This is a genomic window from Enterococcus sp. BWR-S5, assembly GCF_016745255.1.
Lineage (GTDB): Bacteria > Bacillota > Bacilli > Lactobacillales > Enterococcaceae > Enterococcus_L.
This window is the reverse complement of sequence record NZ_JADOEQ010000001.1, coordinates 36423-54236: the sequence shown is the minus strand read 5'-3', so window position 1 is coordinate 54236 and position 17814 is coordinate 36423. Positions and strand designations below refer to the sequence as shown.

Sequence of the window (17814 nt, the reverse complement as noted above, 5' to 3'; positions counted from 1 at the left end):
TCCTGTTGTCATTTATCTGATGCTTTAAACATGATGTGCTATTCCCTAAATACGGCACCGCCTGAGTCGTCATACTTACACACCGATACTATAGGCGTCTAAAAATAAAAAAGTCCTACGGGAAGAATCCCATAGGACGTTCTAATCAACGTGGTACCACCTAAGTTCATTCGCTGTCTGTACAGACGAATCTCCAGCGTTCTAACAGCCGCCGCCGTCTTCACTTACTAAAAAATTTCAGTAAAGAACAACTTCAAGGCGAGTTCAAAAGCTTCTGTGCGTATTTCCACCAACCATACGCTCTCTATCACAGAGTTCTTTCTACTACTCCTCATCATCGTTGTATTCATATACGAGATTCATACTAACAAATTTCTTAGGATAATTCAATCGTTTTGACGAATTTCTCTTGAAAACAACGATTAATGTTTGAGAACCTTCAACATTGTTCGCAGCTCTTCCACAGGCACCTGTCCCGGAGCAGAAGCCTTAGCTGCCGCTCCAAAGGTGGCAGCAGAGCCAAAGGTCTGACCAGCTACACGGCTAACCATCCCTAAAGCCCCCATTGACATCGTGATTAATGGTCGATCAGCATATTCACGCTTCATCTCTTCTGTTGCCGCCAACAAAGTCAGAACATCAGCAGGATTTTGAGGCATAACGGCAATCTTACAAATATCCGCCTGTTTTTCCTGCATTTTTCTTAAGCGGCTGACAATTTCAGCCTGTGTTGGTGTGGCATGAAAATCATGGTTGCACATCACAATTTTGACGCCCTTTTCGTGCGCCTTTGCAATCAGCTGAGCAGATGCCTCAGCAGGCATAAACAGCTCAACATCAATCAAATCAGCTTTCCCAGATGCAATCACTTCTTCATAAATAGCAAAATATTGGTCATCAGGCAGCTCCAGCTCTCCGCCTTCTTTTTTAGTACGGAAAGTAACTAATAATGGCTTGTTTAGTTGTTCTCTTAATTTTTTTGACAGCTCAGCAACTTTTTTTTCATCTGTTACTTCTTCAAAAAAATCGATGCGCCACTCAATAATATCGCAATCCAGTTGGGCAAGTGTCTTTGCCTCTTCCAGAATTGCTGCTTCTTTTCTTCCCACTAAAGGAACAATAATTTTGGGCAAGCCTTCACCAATGACAACATCGGCTACTTGAACAGTTTTCATCTAATTATACGCCTCCTATGTTCGGTAACATCCTTCAAATCCATCGTTAGTTTTTATTATACTCGATTCATTGTTTTAAGATACAGCTTTACTTGATTCTGAGATAGATTCAGTCGTTTCACCGGTATCTACTGTTTGACGATAACGGATAAAGATGACTACGGCGAGAACAAAGCCAATCCCTGCAATGATTGTATCAAACAGCATGATATTACGAACACTGCTTTTCGCAATTTGAGCAGCGGCTACCGGAATAACGAAGGAAGCAATACTTCCGAAGGTATAAAAGATTCCTGTGATTGTTCCTTTTCCGGTCGGGAACATTTCTCCCATAACCGTTAATCCAAGCTGCATAACACCACCCGCAGCAAAGAAACCAACCAATGCAGCGCCAATCGTACAAACCATTGGTGTTGGGAACATCCACATCACCAAGATGGTTGCAAAGGAAACCAATGTATAAACTAACACCAAATATACAGGGCGAACTTTTGCTGCCACAATCGCAGTGAATGCCACACAGGCTAATGAACCCATTGAATAATAGGAAACGAGAACACCTGCATCAGCAGCGGCCATACCTGCTGCCTTTTCTCCATAAGTTCCGATAAACTGACTGATTAAATAGAAAGTAGCCTGAGAAATAAAGCCATAAATAACAAAAGCGACACCTTCAACAGCCATTTTTGGTTTTGATTTGAATGTGACAGTCGGTGCTTGTTCTGTCGTGCTCTCTGTTGCTTCTTTTTCATCCTGATCCGGGAATGAACGTTTCCATAGATAGATGCTGTTCAATACCAGCAGTACAGAAGCAATGATGAAGGACCAACCAAACCATAGTCCTGAAGACATCAGGAATTTAATCATCAACGGCAAAGCAAACTGACCAATTTGTACAAATGCTTTAATCAGAACATTCGCTGTACCCGCTGTCTTAGGAAATGATTCCATCAGCGCCGGATAGGTTCCTGAGTCTAGGAACGAATTAGATATTCCGGCAATCACTGCAAAGAACATCGCCAGTTCAACACTCGGACTGAATAGGATACCAAAGAAATACGCAATGTAGGTCAGCATACCTAAATAAACAAACGGTTTTCTGCCAAACTTATCAGACAGACGGCCCGAAATCATGATAGCAATCAAACGGCCGATTCCCAGCATTGAAATTACCTTTGCAATCCCCATTAAATCAGTGTTCCATTGGTTCATCAGCGCGTTTTGGTTTTGAGAGATGATAATAACGCCCATCCCGTGAACAATGTAATTGATGTACAGCCCAACAGCTGTCGGCATATATTTGTTTTTCATTTTCATTCCCCTTAATCCTTAAATAGCAACTCTTTGATATAGTCAACAGGCATTTCTTCCCCAGTGAATAGATTGAATGCTTCAGCACCTTGGTAAAGCATCATTCCCAAGCCGTTAACTGTCTTCTTCGCACCATTTGCTTCTGCAAATTTCAACAGCTTTGTTTCCTTTGGTATATACACCACATCGAAAACAACTAATTCATCATGAATCATTGCCGGATCATTGATTAGGCTTTCGTTTTCCAAAGGCTTCATCCCGACACCTGTTGCATCAATGTAAATACTGCTCTCTGCAATCGATTTTTTAAACGCTTCTTGGTCACTCAACGGAGTCAGCGTCGCTTTGCAGTCTGTTTTCTCATTGATTTTTTTGACTGTTTCTTTTGCATTTTCAAAGGCCGCATCTTCGATATTGAAAATACGCAGTTCCTTTACGCCGTCTAAAGCAGCCTGAATCGCAATCGCTGTTCCCGCACCACCAGCGCCGGTCATCGTCACGATTTGTCCCTTAACCTCTACACCTTCTTCACGTAACGAGCGCATTGCTCCAGTTCCGTCAGTGATATGGCCGACTAGATGCCCTTTTCCATCTTTATTGACAACTGTATTGACTGCACCTGCTAATTCAGCTGCGGGTGACAGTTCGTCCAGATAAGGAATAATCGCCTGTTTGTTTGGCATAGAGACATTTGAACCGCGAATGCCTAACGCCCGAATGCCTTTTACCGCATCTTCCAGTTCTTCATTTCCGACTTCAAAAGCCAGATAAGCATAATCCATTCCTAACTTGGCAAACGCCTCGTTGTGCATTGTTGGTGACAAACTATGTCTGATTGGAGTCGCAATCAATCCAATCAATAATGTGTGTCCGCTTAATCTTTCTGTCATGCTCAGTTCCTCACTTTTATGTTTATTTTGATAGGACATGGAAAAACAGTATCTCTTTTTCTAAAAGAGAGAGAAGAAGCAACACACTGAGGTGAACACTTCTTTCTTCGCTCTTTCGTTTATTCGATACTTTCAGCATTTCCTGCCGCTTCTCCCTGTCCCTATTTCCTGATTTAAGCCTCTTTAATTTTGGAAAAGACTGCTTTTTGTGTAAGATCATATTCGACCTTTTCAATTGTTTTGAGGATATCTCTTGCTTCTTTTGTTCCTTCAATGATTCGACGAGCAACCTTACTGTCTCCGATATTCACAAGCTCTGCCTCATTCAGACGTGCATACTGTCTCAGCTCGTCCATCAATGGTGCTTCAGCTTTCATTCCCAGACAGACAAAGCCTAAATCAAAGAATAAGTCTTTTGTTTCACCGGTTGGCAGCTCTACTTTAAAGTGATCGGCATTTACTTGCATTAACTTTGTAGAGGTGTAGACATTCACATCGTACTCTTTAACAATTTCCATCATACTCAGCTTAGTAATCAAATCCAAATCCTTTGCCAGCTCCGGCTGCATTTCAACAATGCTGACTGCTTTCGCCCCACGTTCGGCGTAATACTCGACCATGTCCAGACCAACAGCTCCGCCGCCGATGACCACGACTTCTTTTCCTTCAAACTCATTGAACTTCTCCATGTTTCCAAGAACATCAAAGATAGAGAAGACTTTTCTGTCATCTTCAGCAAGTACTTCATGCAAGCCATTGATTGGTGGCAATAAAGGTTTTGCACCACTGGCATTAACAATGATATCGACATCCTTACCGGCCAAATCAGCCATTGTAAAGGAATGGTTCAAATGAATGGTCAGATTGTCCAGCTCTTTACAGCGATTTTCCAAATAGGTAATGAAATCATTGATTCTATTTTTATCAGGTAAGCGGGAAATCTCTTGCCCTAATCCGCCAAGGTAGCCTTTTTGTTCATACAGCTCAACAGATACACCAACCTCTGCAGCAGTTGCTGCCGCTTCAAGTCCAGCCGTTCCACCACCGATAACCACCATTTTCAATGGCTGTTTTACCTGATGCTGTTTGTATTCATCTTCATAATAAAGATCCGGATTTACCGTACAACGGATGGGTCTTGACTTATTAATCCGATGATCCGCACAACCAATATTGCAGGAAATACATTTTCTCAATAGATTTTCCTGGTTGTTCTCTACTTTATTGACCCAATTTGGTTCAGCGATTAGACCTCGTCCCATAGCTAACAGATCCGCTTCACCATTTTCCAATATCTCCGCTGCTCGTCTAGGACTACGAATATTTCCCGAAGTAACGATTACCTTTTCCGGATAACGCTCTTTTACTGCCTTCGCCATATATGAGCGCCAGCCATCTTCTAAGTTCATCTTATCAATCTGATACTGTAAATTATCATTCAACGCCGCCGATACATTCAAGATATCGACCTCTTCTGCGAAATACTTAAGAATATCAATCGAGTCATCCAGTGTATTTCCTCCCGCCAATAATTCATCGGCACTGAACCGAAGAGAAATCGGGAAGAATGGACCGACAGCCTTACGAACTGCTTCTATTACCAGCTTCGTAAAACGTGCTCGGTTTTCTGCTGAGCCGCCAAACTGATCGGTTCTTTTATTGTATAAAGGTGATAGGAATTGGCTTAACAGATAAGAGTGGCCTGCATGAATCTCCACACAGTCAAATCCGGCACGCTGTGCGCGAGAAGCTGCTTCACCATAGCGAGCAACAATATGATAGATTTCCTCCTCTGTCAGCGGTCTTGGCGTTGGGTTACCGGTTTTGCTTGGTACATCCGAAGCAGAAACTGCTTGTTGACCATTCAACCGCAAGCCATATGCAGAGGCACCCGCGTGGTTAATCTGTACCGAAGTAGCAGCACCATAAGCATGCATCACCTCATTAAATTTCCACAAACCGGGAATGTATTGATCATTGTCTATTCTAAGCTGAGACGTTCCATTTGTTCCCATTGGATAATCAAAGCAGACATTTTCTAAGGTAATCAAGCCGGTACCGCCCTTGGCTCTTTGTTCATAATAAGAGAGATGCTCCTTATTGAACGTTCCGTCCATATTGGCAAAATTTGTTCCCATTGGAGGCATAATCACTCGGTTTTTCAGTGTCATACGTCTAATTGTCAATGGTTCAAAAATCGCTTGATAGTTATTCATGAGTATCCTTCTTTCTTCAAATTAATAATTTCACAATCTAGTCACCTATAGTGTAATACATCCATTCGATAAAAACTAATACTTTATTATTGAATATTTGATAAATGAAATTTATCAAATAGACAAAAAAACACAGGAAATAATTTCCTGTGTTCAACTATTTTATTATTACTCGCTCTCCCAACTAATCATCCAGTTGTAAGGCATGCGTTCCTTTTACAATGCTTTTATAGCGAACAGCTATCACAATTGTCGCCATCAAACCAATCAATGTCAAACTGGCATTATACCAAAATACTGTTCGTATATCTGACTCTGCCATTATCCCTGTAATATAAGGGGTTATCATGACAGATACTGATGTTGCCAACGAATACAGACTGGTGATACGGCCTTTTCTTTGAGGAAAAAATTCTAAAATCAACGCTAATCCCAGCTGCCAAATACCACCCGCAGCAAAGATACCAACACAAAGCGAAGCAATAACCAGCCCGATAAAGGATGGCTGTAAAATCATATAAATCAAGGATAGCGCCGTAATTCCTGTACAAACAACCATCAAATGAGTGACACTGGCACCTTTTTTTACGATCATTGAAGTTAGGAAAACCGAAACAAAAGAACCTACACTAAAGACACTCACGAAAATCAAGCTGTCCTGCTGATTGACAATATTCATTTGTTCTCCGAATTTCGGAATCCATAGAATAAAAATATTGAACATTGATACAGATACAAATGAAAATACCAATAGCGCAATACCGTCAATCTTGAATTTCACACCCTCCGGCCCTTTTACCTGTGCCTCTGTTGCCTCGTCCTTCACTGTTGTTAAAGGTGGAAATGGCTGTTTTCTAAGGACCAATAAATTCGCAAACAGACAGACAATACACAAAATAAACGGCCAACCAAAATAAAGGTTTTCAGTAATAATTATTCTTGTCAGAAAAGGAAGAATGAACTGCCCTAAAGAAATGAATGCTTTATTCAATACACTCAGTGAACTGTTGTCCTTTTCACTTGGATAGGCCTCTACCAACGTCGGATAGGTGCTGGTATCCAAAAACGCATTACTAAATCCGCCAAACATCGCCAGAACAACTGCTATCTGGTAATTAGGACTTAGAAGAATCCCTGCAAAAAAGATAAAGTAGGAGACGATAGCGATCAATACCGTTTTCTTCCTACCATATTTATCAGAAAAATAACCGGAGAAATAAAGACTGACAATCCGCCCCAAACCAATGGCACTCATGACTAGCGTCACTTGAGTGGTCGAGGCCTGCCATTGCAGCTTCAAGGCATCCATATTTTGAGATAAGATGATTGCGGCCATTCCCTGAAAAATATAATTAAAATATAAGCTGCAGATTAATGGGAAATAACGATTTTTTCTGCCGGCTTCCTTCAACATTGTGATGTTTTTCACTTTAAAACCTACTTTCAAACGCTGTAACTTTACATTAGGATACCTCAATGGACATAGAAATACCAATGCTTTTTTTATCTTTATATGATAAAATTCATTTATCATTTCAAAGGAGAAGATAAATATGAATTTTCGACACCTGGAATATTTTGTCAAATTGGCAGAAAACGAGCACATGAGACTTACTGCAGAACAGCTGAACACCTCACAGCCCAATCTAAGTCATGCCATTTCTGTCTTGGAAAAAGAACTGGGTGTAGAGCTATTTGAAAAAAAAGGGCGGAATATCTATTTAACCAGATACGGAAAAATTTTCTATGATTACGTTTCTTCCGGTCTTTATCAGCTATATTCCGGCAAGCAGATGCTTCAGGAAATTGCCAGTCCCGAAAATGGTCAGATTCAGCTAGGCTTTATCTATACCATGGGTTCTGCGTTAACGCCTAAGCTGGCAAAGGACTTTCTAGCAATAAAGAACAACGAAAAAATCAGATTCAGCTTCTCTCAAGGAAATTCCAGCGATATCCTTCAGCAGCTGAAGAATGACGAAATCGACATAGCCATCTGCTCAAAAATCGATGAAGATACCGACATTCATTTTGATATCCTAACAGAACAGAAAATCGTTATCGTCGTTCCAAATACACATGCTCTTAGCCAGAAGAAAGCCGTCACGCTGAATGAGCTTGCGGAATACTCCTTTGTTTATTACAACAAACAAAGTGGGCTTCGTCCATATATTGATGAAATTCTTCATACTAGAGATATTCAGCCAACCATTACCTGTGAGGTTGAGGAAGACCATAGTATGCTGGGCTTTGTCGGCTGTGATTACGGTATCTCCATTATGCCCGATATTCCTTCAATTTCTGCTTATCCTGTAAAAAAGCTGTTGATTGCTGATGACATTCCCGCCCGCTTCATTTATCTTGCAACAAAGAAGAATAAGAAAAAGACACCCGCTGTTCAGAAATTCTATGATTACTGTCTGGAAAAAAGCCTGACACCATATACAGAATCATTCAATTAAAAAGGAGCCGACACCGCTAAGCGTATCACTTAGCGTGGTTGGCTCCTTTTGGATTCAAAATAATTTAAGCAACCTTCAGCTGCTGTCCAATAAAGATAACATCACCAGATAAATTATTTAACTGCTTCAGTTGATTGATAGATGTAGAGTACTGAATCGCCAGCCCCCACAAGGTATCTCCACTCTTTACAGTATGAGTTTTTCCACTAGTGCTGCTGCCAGTACTTGAGCTGCCGCCGCTGCTGTTTGAAGAACCGCTGCCCTTTTTCACAATCAGACGCTGTCCCGGATGAATGATATCTCCACTGATATTGTTCCAGCTGCGCAGATTCGCGATACTCACGCCGTTTGCGCTTGAGATTGCCCATAAGCTATCCCCGGATTTTACTGTATAGTAGGAATCCGTTGTACTGGTTGAACCGCCGGAGCTGCTGCCTCCTGAAGATGAACCACCCGTGCTGCCTCCCGTACTTCCACCAGATGAGCCGCTGCCCTTCTTCACAATCAGACGTTGTCCCGGATGAATGATATCTCCACTGATATTGTTCCAGCTGCGTAGGTTTGCAATACTCACACCATTTGCACTTGAGATTGCCCAAAGGCTATCCCCGGATTTTACAGTGTAGTACGTATCTGTTGTCCCTGTCGAACCGCCAGAGCTACCTCCTGAAGATGAACCACCCGTGCTGCCTCCCGTACTTCCACCAGATGAACCGCTGCCTTTTTTCACAATCAGACGTTGCCCTGGATAGATGATATCTCCACTGATATTGTTCCAGCTGCGCAAGTTTGCAATACTCACACCATTTGCACTTGAGATTGCCCACAGACTATCCCCAGATTTTACAGTGTAGTACGTATCTGTTGTCCCTGTTGAACCACCGGAGCTACCACCAGAGGACGAACCACCTGTGTTGCCTCCGGTATTTCCACCGGATGAGCCGCTGCCCTTCTTCACAATCAGCTTTTGACCAATATAGATGGTATCACTGGAAAGATTATTCCAGCTCTTGATATTCGCTATTGTTGTTCCGTATCTGCTTGCCAAAGCCCACAAGCTGTCACCGGAAGCGACTGTATGAATCGTGTCATTCGTACTACTTCCTGTTGAACCGCCGGTATTCCCGCCTTCATTTCCACCGGTGTTTCCGCCAGTACCGCCACCAGATGATGGTGTGTCATACTGCGTCAGATTATTTGCAGCAATCAAAGAGTTCAGCTTTGTTCCATAATTAGGATCGGTTGCATATCGGCCTGTCAGCCATGCTGTTGCATCCGTATAGGAATTTGTATTGCTTTTCCATGTTCCGGAGTAGAAATAAACACCTGATTGGAAAGAGGTATTTCTCAAAACATACGCGTTATCATAGAAAGATTCTGTATAGGATGGATACTTTCTAAATGCTGCATTAACAATAACGTTCTCTCCATTAATTACTTCCCAAGTGTTCATATAAACACTTTGTCCATTATAAGAGCCCTTAATACCGAATAAATTGTAATTAGGTGCCTGAGATAGCGTACTCGCACCTGAGCCGCTCTCAAGAATTGCCTGAGCAATCATAACAGAAGCATATAAATCATTTGCTGCTGCCACGGTTTGTGCTTGTCCGGCGATACTGGCGATAAATGAAGCTGTGCTGACGCCGCTTCTTGCTGATGCAGCAAATGACTCGATTCCAACAATCTCATCTACTATTGAACTATCTGAAGTTTCTGTTTCTTCTGATACATCCTCAGAAGAGATAGTGCCCGAATCTTCCTGAGTACTTTCTTCCGTACTCCATTCTGTTTCAGATGAATCTGTTGTTTCTTCAGTCTGACTTGATTCTTCTGTTGTCGTTGTATTCTCGTTGTAGTTTTCTTGCGTATTGACCGTTCCATCCTGCTGTTGTTCCATGTATGTACCCACAGATGGAGTGATTTCAGCGCTGACTGCACCGTCTTCGGTTGCCTCAACAAGGAGCGGTCCCAGTACAGTTGTACCGGCGATAGATGAAACAGCTAAAGCTGAACTAAATACAGTGGTTCCCTTCTTCAAATGCATAGAAGCCTTCTGATATTGTTCTGCTTTCCTTCTTTCTTTACGTGATCGCTTTTCCATTATTAAGTCCTCCGTATGTTAATAAAAGCGTAAAATTGCTCAATAATAAGTATACCTCTTTTCAATATAAAATTAAAGTTATATCACAACATAACACTAATTATTTATTTTTTATATTTTTTACATTAAAAAAGAAAATATCCGCTATTTGTCGTTTCATATTTTGGGGATTTCCAGTCAAATTTTTCTTCTCAGACTTTAGACCGATTCGCCTCTTTACCTTAGACTGATTTTACTAAAAACCCCTTGTTATTCCCTCAATAAATATTTATAGTGTACATGAGAGAAAGACAAAAGGAAGAACAGAAATGAGGGAAAAAAAATGAATAAAGAGCACTTTTTGATTGAACTTAAAATATATTTAAAGCCTCTTTCCTATCAACAACAAGCTGCCATTTTAGACAAATATGAAGAAATATTTAATGATCGAACAGCTGCCGGAGAGTCTGAAGAACAGGTGGCTAAAAGCTTGGGCAAACCTCGCTCGATTGCCGAAGAGATTCTTCAAGAGTTTGATATTGATGTTCCGGAAAAACGCTTGACCAGAGACGGTTGGCAGGAAATCTCTTCCTCACAATCCTATGAAGAGTATGAGCAATATGAAAATGAGCATCCATATGACTACTACGATGAAGACCCTTACTATAAAAATAGGCCGCAAAAACCCGGCTTCCGAGCATTAAAGATTTGCGCTTTATTAGCGTTCGATTTTCTATTTATGTTTTGGATGTTTTTCGCCTTTGCAGCCGTCGTTTTCTCCCTATGGCTTGCAGCGCTGATTTTCCTCCTGTCACCAATTCTAGGAGCCTACTCAGTGATTGTCGGATTCAATGATGCCGGACTGTTCCAGCTCTTCTTCAGCATTTTCCTATGCGGAGCAGGGATTATCGGTACAATGATCTTATTGCCGCTGACAAGACTATTCTTTTCATCAGTAAAACGGTACATTGCTTGGCATGGTGCCGTGTTTGGAGGGAGAGTTTAAAATGAAAAAGACAACAATTATCTTTTCGCTTATTGGTATAGTAACAATGGCTGTCGGCGGAGTCGGCAGTGCGGTCTTCTATCAGCGGGCTGAGTCCTCTATGGTAGAAAGCATGGAAGAAAACTACACAATTAAAAACAAAGAAAAAATCAAGAAGCTTGATTTAAAGTTATCAGGAAATACGGACTATGTTATCCAAGGAACTTCCGGTAATACAATTTCCATGGAAGCCCGCAGCAGTGTCACTGAACCATTGAAGGGCTCTCTGGATGTTTCTGAATCAAGCGATACATTGACTGTTTCAGTCAACGGAAAACAGAAGAACGGGACTTTTGATCAATTCCGTTTTGGTTTCCATCTGGAAAATTCTCAAATTACACTGATGGTTCCGGACGATATTGATGTTCTTACAGTTAGTGATGACGCATCCGGATACATCGACCTATCTAATTTCTCTAATGAGGAAATCAAGGTTGATATCAAGCATTCAGACATTTCTTTCAGCTCCATTTCTTCAGATAAAATGTCTGTTACCGGAAGCAGCAGCAGTATCAACTTCTGGGGCGATTCGACTGTTGATGACCTATCTTTGAAAACAGAGCACGGACAGATTGACTTAAACAATTTTGTCGGCAGCTCCCTAGACCTTTCTTCATCGACAGGAGATATCTACCTGTCGAATGTCAAAGCAGCAACATCGACAATTGCTTCAAAAAATGGTGATATTTCAATCAATAACCTACGTGGCGAAGCTGAAATTTCCGGAAACAACGGATCAATCTATATGTATGGAGAGGAATATCCCGACAAGCTGAAAGCAACAATGGAGCATGGTGATATCGACATTTCTCTTTATGGAGAGGTTAAAAATCTGAAAATCAATGCAGACACCGGCCTTGGAGATAGAGACCTTTTTGGAGAAGATAAAGGCTCTTATACTATCGGAAATGGAAAAAAAGAGTTTAATTTAAAAACAAAAACAGGGAATATCAACGTTTACGGAGATTATTATGCCGAAGCTGAAGAATACATCGACGAAGATTAACAACGAATAGATACTATAAGAAAACAAAAGGGTGGGATTAGCATATCTCAGCCTTTTTGTTTTAAATTTTCTACATCATTTTTTCTCCCTCTTCTCTACTTACTAATTCCTTCATTAACATTTCATTAAACGCACGATTCGTTAGTTTTTCTAAAATGCATCGTGAGGTATACTAAATAAGATACGCAATACAGACTTAATTTTTTTTGAAAGGATTCGACTGATGAAACACAAAAACTATTATCAATTCGCAGGCGCTTTTTTTCTGTTGCTATTTATTTTTATAGGCGCAATTGTCAAATTTTCACCTGCACTTTTAAACAGCTTTGATCAAAGTATTACTGCATTCATACGTACTCCCTATCCTGAGCTGAACCAATTTTTCATCTGGTATACCAAGCTGGCAAATCCAATGACCGTAGCTGCCCTTGCTGTTATCCTTGCAGGAGTGATGGCAGTGAAAAAATATTATATAGAAGCATTTTGGCTACTGCTAAACACGGGCTTTACTGCCGGCATTCTAAATTCACTTATCAAGCTCTTCTTCATGAGAGAAAGACCAACATTGGAGCATCTGGTAGTCGAGCATAGCTACAGCTTTCCAAGCGGCCACTCTACAGGTAGTATGCTGCTTTATGGTACAATCATTATGCTGTTGCCTTTGTTTATTAAAAAGAAAACACTTTGTCGCGTGCTGCAGCTATTGTTAGGTATCGGTATCCTATTTATCGGTATCAGCAGAATCTATCTAGGTGTCCATTTCCCAAGTGATATTGTCGGCGGCTTTTGCTTCGGCTTATCTTGGCTGCTGTTGACTTATCCGCTGTATCAAAAAACACAGCTCAGCTGGTATTCAAAACATAAACATTCGAAGAAAGAAGAATCCTGATGAAACCATTTAATTTTACAGATGATCCAAACAAACGTTATCATACATGGAACTATGCACTTCGCCAGCAATTTGGCGGAAAAATCTTTAAGGTGCCTGTGGACGGCGGCTTTGACTGTCCCAATCGAGACGGCACTGTAGCAAAAGGCGGTTGTACCTTCTGCAGCGTTTCCGGATCCGGTGATATGATTGTTGCCCCTCACGATCCACTACCGGTTCAATTTCAGAAAGAAATACAAATGATGCACGGTAAATGGCCAAATGTAGAACAATACATTGTCTACTTCCAAAATTTTACAAACACGCATGCGCCTGTTGAAGTGATTCGTCATCGTTTTGAGCAAGTGGTTAACGAGAAAGGTGTTGTTGGGTTGGCCATCGGAACAAGACCGGATTGCCTGCCGGATGACGTCGTCGATTATCTTGCTGAATTGAATGAGCGTTATTATTTATGGGTCGAGCTAGGACTTCAAACAACCTATGAGGACACTAGCACTACGATTAATCGTGCCCATGATTACCAAACATACCTTGACGGTGTTGAGAAATTGCGGAAGCACAATATCCGTGTATGTACTCATTTAATTAACGGTTTGCCGGGAGAAAGCATGGAGATGATGCGGGAAAATGTCCGAAGAACCATTCTTGATTCTGATATCCAAGGAATCAAGCTGCATCTGCTCCATCTTATGACCAACACAAAAATGATGCGGGACTATAACGAAGGTCGGCTGCAGCTGATGACTCGTGAGGACTATGTAACCGTCATTTGCGACCAGTTAGAAATGATTCCACCGGAGATTATTATTCATCGCCTTACAGGTGATTCACCCTACGACGCATTAATCGGTCCAATGTGGAGCCTCAAAAAATGGGAGGTTCTAAACGCCATCGATAATGAACTAAAAAGACGTGACAGCTACCAAGGAAAACATAATATTCGATTAGCTAAGAAGGTGCTTGTCTGATGCTCCAAACAGCCCTTCATTTCAGCCACACATTATTACGTGAAATCGTTCAGCCAGCTGACCAAGTCATCGATGCAACTATGGGTAATGGTAATGATACTGCCTTTTTAGCAGAGCTTGTTGGAAAACTTGGCAAAGTATATGCCTTTGATGTTCAAGCAGCTGCTATCCAAAACACTGAAAAACGACTACAGGAGAATCAGCTATCTGAACAAGCGCTCCTTTTCCATCAAGGGCACGAAACAATTGCTGAAATAATCTCTCCTGAGACACCAATCAAGGCGGCCGTGTTCAACCTTGGCTATTTGCCAAAAAGTGACAAAGAGATTATTACCATGCCTGATACAACACGAACGGCCATTGAAGCGATACTTGAGCGTCTGGTTGTCAAGGGACGAATTATTCTGGTTGTTTATTATGGACATGAAGGCGGTGAGCAGGAGTTGACTATGGTCAAGAATTTCTGTAAAGCACTTCCCCAGAGACAATTCAATGTGCTCAGCTATCAATTTGTGAATCAGGCGAATCAACCACCGATTTTATATTGTATTGAGAAGAAATAGCTATATAGCAAAAAAGAGGTTGTGACAAAAGCGTCTAGCTCCGAGAAATAAGCTGGAGAATCTGAAAATAGCTTTCCATGTTTTTGAGATTCTTCGGCTTATTTTCGAGAGAACTGCTGTTGGAACACCGTTTATTCGCTTTTAAGGAGCTGTGACATTAAAATGTCACAGCTCCTTTTTGTTCTATTCATATCATACCATTGCCTATTTCCACACAATCGGGATAATTGCTGTGCCATTAACAGAAGCCGTATTATCAGTAGTAGAGGTGTTAGAAGCCGCGTTCCAGTAGAATCTCAATTCAGTCATTTCAGGTGACAAATTCGTCCAGGTCAATTCATCATCTGCAAATGAAAAATCTTCATTCGTCGAACGAACTTCTAATTGACTTTCCTCCGTGCCAATCACATTGCCCTCCTCATCCACTACATCTTCAATAAATTGTTTTGATAAGAAGATAGGATTTGCCATAGTGTAGCTTGTCTTTCCTGTTCTCAATGTAATTGCCGGCAGATAACCTTCTGTCCCAATATAAACTTCTTCTAACGAATCTAAATGATTCAATACTGTTAAATCAACAAGCGGTAAAATCGATTTATCCATTCTATCCAGCTCTTCATAGCCTCTTTGTCGAGGTGTATTATCCAATCCCAAGATTTTTAAGCTTTTTAGATTTTTTAGAAATTCAATAGAATAGAAATTACTGTCCAAGCTTAGCTCTTCCAATTGAGCCAGCTTCGTCAGTGGTCTTGGGTCCGCGCCTATCGACCCTTCGTGTTCCCCATAGCTTTTAAGGTTTGGCAAATATTGATACCCTTCAAGGGACATAATATTTCCTGAGCTGTACATCGTTTCCACACTCCCTAAATACCTAGGGGAAAATAAGTGGTACTCATCATACAACGCCTGTTCCGCCTCATTCATCACAGCTTCAGTATTCTCCTCTATCGACATCCGTAAATCATCATTAAGAATCTGAATATACTCACTTTTTTGCTCCTCTGCACTACTTACACTTTGGAAAGAAACCGCCATAAATGACGCAGCTAAAACACTCAAAACTACTGTCCACTTTTTCATCATCATTCGCTCCCTCTTTATTATTTGTTACATAATCATTATATCGAATAACATATGACTGATAAATAGAAAATAAAATAAATCATAAAAATGTAAGTTAAAAACAAAAAAACAATAGTATCCTTCTATCTCTCGATATATTTTTCTATTTTCTAATCAATTTTGATGAATTCATTTATTTCATCTTCATATTTCTTTCTTTATGAAAATCATTGGATTATAATTAATATGGATCAATTGATTCAATAAAAATTAGGAGGGACAACTATGAATAAGTTTGTGGAGTTTATGGAAAAACATTTTATTCCTGTTGCATCAAAAATCGGTGCACAACGTCATTTGGTTGCGATTCGTGATTCATTCATGATCAGTATGCCATTGATGATTCTGGGCGCACTGGCAGTCATGATTAACAACTTGCCAATTCCCGGTTTTCAGGAACTAATGAATTCCATCTTTGGCGGAGAAGCCTGGAAAGGATTTGGTGGTGCCGCGTGGAACGGAACGTTTGCTATTCTTTCTGTACTGATTGCATTTTTACTTGCTTATAACCTAGCAAACCATTACCGTAAAGACGGCGCAGCAGCCGGTGTTATCTCACTGGGCTCATTCTTCGCATTGGGCGGAGCTCTGGGAATGAGCTCTACCGGATTGTTCATTGCTATTATCGTAGGGATTATTTCAACTGAAATCTACGTTCGTTTAGCTGACAATCCAAAATTAATCATCAAAATGCCGGAAGGTGTACCACCTGCAGTAGCGAAAGCTTTTGCTTCATTACTGCCTGCGATGATTACAATTTCACTGTTTGCCTTAGTTGCAGCGATTTTCGCCGGCTTTGGTGTAACAGACATCGTTGGTTCTTTCTACACATTGGTTCAAGAACCATTCATGGGCTTGGCGAATTCTTATCCATCAGCTCTGTTGTTGGCATTTATCGCACCATTCCTATGGTTCTTCGGTCTTCATGGAGCGAATATGATTGATCCGCTTATGCAGACAATCAATGCGCCGGCGATTGAAGCAAACGTTAATGCTATTTCAGCAGGTAAGGAAGCACCATTCATCGTTAACAAGCCTTTCTTTGACAGCTTTGTCAATTTAGGCGGAACAGGTGCAACAATCGGTTTACTGATTGCTATCTACTTAGTAGGACGCAAGAGCAAAGCCAACATGATTATCGCTAACCTGTCTATTGGACCTGGTATCTTCAACATTAACGAACCGGCAATGTTCGGTTTGCCAATCGTGTTGAACCCAATCATGTTCATTCCATTTATTTTGACGCCAATCGTTCTGGTAACTGTTGCTTATTTTGCAACAAGCTTAGGCTTAGTACCAGTGGCTACGGTTATGCCGCCATGGGTAACACCGCCAATTATCGGTGGTGCACTAGCAACAAGCAGCATCTCCGGAGGCGTTCTGGCAGCAGTGAACGTAATTCTTTCAGTACTGATCTACATGCCTTTCGTTAAAATCTCTGTTATTCAAGAGGAAAAAAGAATGGCCGATGAAGAAGCTTCAGTAAAAGCACAAGAAGCTTAAACAGAAAATCCCTTGTCCAATTTCGGACAAGGGATTTTTTTATAGTAAAGGTATTACAAATTTTTCAATTAGGGGATTAACGTTCCCTTCCCAGCTCACCAAATAGATATTACTGGATAGGTGCAAGTTTTTGGGTCTTCCCTATCTCAAGTCTAGATACTTCCTTTTTAGAGATTTATCCAAATAAAGCTCCTGTAAAAAAACTTGTTATTCATAAACCGACATCAATTTGTCATAACTGACTACTGTTCTTTCAGACTTCTCTTTCTGAGTTCTCAGAGCTTTAACGCTAATTACTGCAGAATTAACTCTTAATGCTTCTATCTTGCCTGTTCTTATTTCCTTTTTTAAGATAAAAGATACTTCTTGTCCTTCATGAAATGCATTGCTTTTCTTAGAAAGTTCTTCTTTTTTTCCCCAATAGTAACTCATACATATAGCCTCTTTTCTTTATGCCTATGAATCTCATCGAAACAACTATACTTCCAATAAAAAATTAAAACAGATGACCCAACTGTTTTGATCATCTGTTTATCCTTCTTAAATATTTCCTAAAAGAAGCTATTGATATTTATTCTATATCA

At 40.7% G+C, this 17814-nt stretch carries 15 protein-coding genes and 1 other annotated feature; of the genes, 7 read left to right on the top strand and 8 right to left on the bottom strand.

The genetic code is table 11. The features are described from left to right. Nucleotides 1-129: 129 nt before the first annotated feature. Nucleotides 130-347: a binding site (T-box leader), on the bottom strand. 75 nt (nt 348-422) lie between these two features. The 5 genes from aroD to IW510_RS00320 all read right to left on the bottom strand — a co-directional run bounded on the left by aroD (nt 423) and on the right by IW510_RS00320 (nt 7006). Next, nucleotides 423-1175: a type I 3-dehydroquinate dehydratase gene (aroD, locus tag IW510_RS00340; protein WP_202055587.1), complete on the bottom strand. Its 753-nt coding sequence runs from the start codon at nt 1173-1175 to the stop codon at nt 423-425. A gap of 75 nt (nt 1176-1250) precedes the next feature. Next, nucleotides 1251-2486, bottom strand: a complete 1236-nt coding sequence (locus IW510_RS00335; RefSeq protein ID WP_202055586.1) for an MFS transporter — start codon at nt 2484-2486, stop codon at nt 1251-1253. Between the two features lie 11 nt (nt 2487-2497). Then, nucleotides 2498-3376, bottom strand: coding sequence for a shikimate dehydrogenase (locus tag IW510_RS00330; protein ID WP_202055585.1), 879 nt, complete (start codon nt 3374-3376; stop codon nt 2498-2500). A gap of 173 nt (nt 3377-3549) precedes the next feature. Next, nucleotides 3550-5592 (bottom strand): oxidoreductase, encoded by a 2043-nt coding sequence (locus tag IW510_RS00325; RefSeq protein ID WP_202055584.1) that lies wholly within the window; start codon nt 5590-5592, stop codon nt 3550-3552. Between the two features lie 184 nt (nt 5593-5776). Further along, complete coding sequence (locus IW510_RS00320) at nt 5777-7006, bottom strand: MFS transporter (protein WP_202056549.1); 1230 nt, start codon at nt 7004-7006, stop codon at nt 5777-5779. Between the two features lie 139 nt (nt 7007-7145). Between IW510_RS00320 and IW510_RS00315 the strand changes: the two genes are divergently transcribed. Further along, a complete protein-coding gene (locus IW510_RS00315) occupies nt 7146-8051 on the top strand; it encodes a LysR family transcriptional regulator (protein ID WP_202055582.1) in 906 nt (301 codons plus the stop codon). A 64-nt stretch (nt 8052-8115) separates the two neighbouring features. On the opposite strand, the gene IW510_RS00310 is transcribed toward IW510_RS00315, so the two are convergent. Further along, complete coding sequence (locus IW510_RS00310; RefSeq protein ID WP_202055580.1) at nt 8116-10155, bottom strand: LysM peptidoglycan-binding domain-containing protein; 2040 nt, start codon at nt 10153-10155, stop codon at nt 8116-8118. Between the two features lie 322 nt (nt 10156-10477). Between IW510_RS00310 and IW510_RS00305 the strand changes: the two genes are divergently transcribed. The 5 genes from IW510_RS00305 (at nt 10478) to IW510_RS00285 (ending at nt 14605) form a co-directional block, all read left to right on the top strand. After that, nucleotides 10478-11140 (top strand): DUF1700 domain-containing protein, encoded by a 663-nt coding sequence (locus tag IW510_RS00305; RefSeq protein ID WP_202055571.1) that lies wholly within the window; start codon nt 10478-10480, stop codon nt 11138-11140. Between the two features lies 1 nt (nt 11141). After that, a complete protein-coding gene (locus IW510_RS00300) occupies nt 11142-12185 on the top strand; it encodes a DUF4097 family beta strand repeat-containing protein (RefSeq protein ID WP_202055570.1) in 1044 nt (347 codons plus the stop codon). A gap of 223 nt (nt 12186-12408) precedes the next feature. After that, nucleotides 12409-13074, top strand: a complete 666-nt coding sequence (locus tag IW510_RS00295; RefSeq protein WP_202055569.1) for a phosphatase PAP2 family protein — start codon at nt 12409-12411, stop codon at nt 13072-13074. Further along, a complete protein-coding gene (locus IW510_RS00290) occupies nt 13074-14042 on the top strand; it encodes a TIGR01212 family radical SAM protein (RefSeq protein ID WP_202055568.1) in 969 nt (322 codons plus the stop codon). Before IW510_RS00295 ends, IW510_RS00290 begins: the two co-directional genes overlap by 1 nt. After that, nucleotides 14042-14605, top strand: a complete 564-nt coding sequence (locus IW510_RS00285) for a class I SAM-dependent methyltransferase (protein WP_202055563.1) — start codon at nt 14042-14044, stop codon at nt 14603-14605. The genes IW510_RS00290 and IW510_RS00285 overlap by 1 nt, the downstream gene beginning before the upstream one ends. 204 nt (nt 14606-14809) lie before the next feature. Here IW510_RS00285 and IW510_RS00280 read toward each other — a convergent pair whose 3' ends face one another. Then, nucleotides 14810-15691 carry a hypothetical protein gene (locus IW510_RS00280; protein WP_202055561.1) on the bottom strand — a complete coding sequence of 294 codons (882 nt, stop codon included), beginning with the start codon at nt 15689-15691 and terminating at the stop codon, nt 14810-14812. A gap of 261 nt (nt 15692-15952) precedes the next feature. On the opposite strand from IW510_RS00280, the gene IW510_RS00275 reads away from it, so the two are divergent. Then, a complete protein-coding gene (locus IW510_RS00275; protein WP_202055559.1) occupies nt 15953-17230 on the top strand; it encodes a PTS sugar transporter subunit IIC in 1278 nt (425 codons plus the stop codon). 207 nt (nt 17231-17437) lie between these two features. On the opposite strand, the gene IW510_RS00270 is transcribed toward IW510_RS00275, so the two are convergent. Beyond that, nucleotides 17438-17662, bottom strand: coding sequence for a hypothetical protein (locus IW510_RS00270; RefSeq protein ID WP_202055558.1), 225 nt, complete (start codon nt 17660-17662; stop codon nt 17438-17440). Nucleotides 17663-17814: the final 152 nt, after the last annotated feature.

Bases quoted from the DNA above. Each gene is read 5' to 3' on its own strand.
- IW510_RS00320 (WP_202056549.1), bottom strand. From the start codon at position 7,006: ATGTTGAAGGAAGCCGGCAGAAAAAATCGTTATTTCCCATTAATCTGC.
- IW510_RS00305 (WP_202055571.1), top strand. From the start codon at position 10,478: ATGAATAAAGAGCACTTTTTGATTGAACTTAAAATATATTTAAAGCCT.
- IW510_RS00330 (WP_202055585.1), bottom strand. From the start codon at position 3,376: ATGACAGAAAGATTAAGCGGACACACATTATTGATTGGATTGATTGCG.
- IW510_RS00335 (WP_202055586.1), bottom strand. From the start codon at position 2,486: ATGAAAAACAAATATATGCCGACAGCTGTTGGGCTGTACATCAATTAC.
- IW510_RS00310 (WP_202055580.1), bottom strand. From the start codon at position 10,155: ATGGAAAAGCGATCACGTAAAGAAAGAAGGAAAGCAGAACAATATCAG.
- IW510_RS00315 (WP_202055582.1), top strand. From the start codon at position 7,146: ATGAATTTTCGACACCTGGAATATTTTGTCAAATTGGCAGAAAACGAG.
- IW510_RS00295 (WP_202055569.1), top strand. From the start codon at position 12,409: ATGAAACACAAAAACTATTATCAATTCGCAGGCGCTTTTTTTCTGTTG.
- aroD (WP_202055587.1), bottom strand. From the start codon at position 1,175: ATGAAAACTGTTCAAGTAGCCGATGTTGTCATTGGTGAAGGCTTGCCC.
- IW510_RS00290 (WP_202055568.1), top strand. From the start codon at position 13,074: ATGAAACCATTTAATTTTACAGATGATCCAAACAAACGTTATCATACA.
- IW510_RS00285 (WP_202055563.1), top strand. From the start codon at position 14,042: ATGCTCCAAACAGCCCTTCATTTCAGCCACACATTATTACGTGAAATC.
- IW510_RS00270 (WP_202055558.1), bottom strand. From the start codon at position 17,662: ATGAGTTACTATTGGGGAAAAAAAGAAGAACTTTCTAAGAAAAGCAAT.
- IW510_RS00325 (WP_202055584.1), bottom strand. From the start codon at position 5,592: ATGAATAACTATCAAGCGATTTTTGAACCATTGACAATTAGACGTATG.
- IW510_RS00280 (WP_202055561.1), bottom strand. From the start codon at position 15,691: ATGATGATGAAAAAGTGGACAGTAGTTTTGAGTGTTTTAGCTGCGTCA.
- IW510_RS00300 (WP_202055570.1), top strand. From the start codon at position 11,142: ATGAAAAAGACAACAATTATCTTTTCGCTTATTGGTATAGTAACAATG.
- IW510_RS00275 (WP_202055559.1), top strand. From the start codon at position 15,953: ATGAATAAGTTTGTGGAGTTTATGGAAAAACATTTTATTCCTGTTGCA.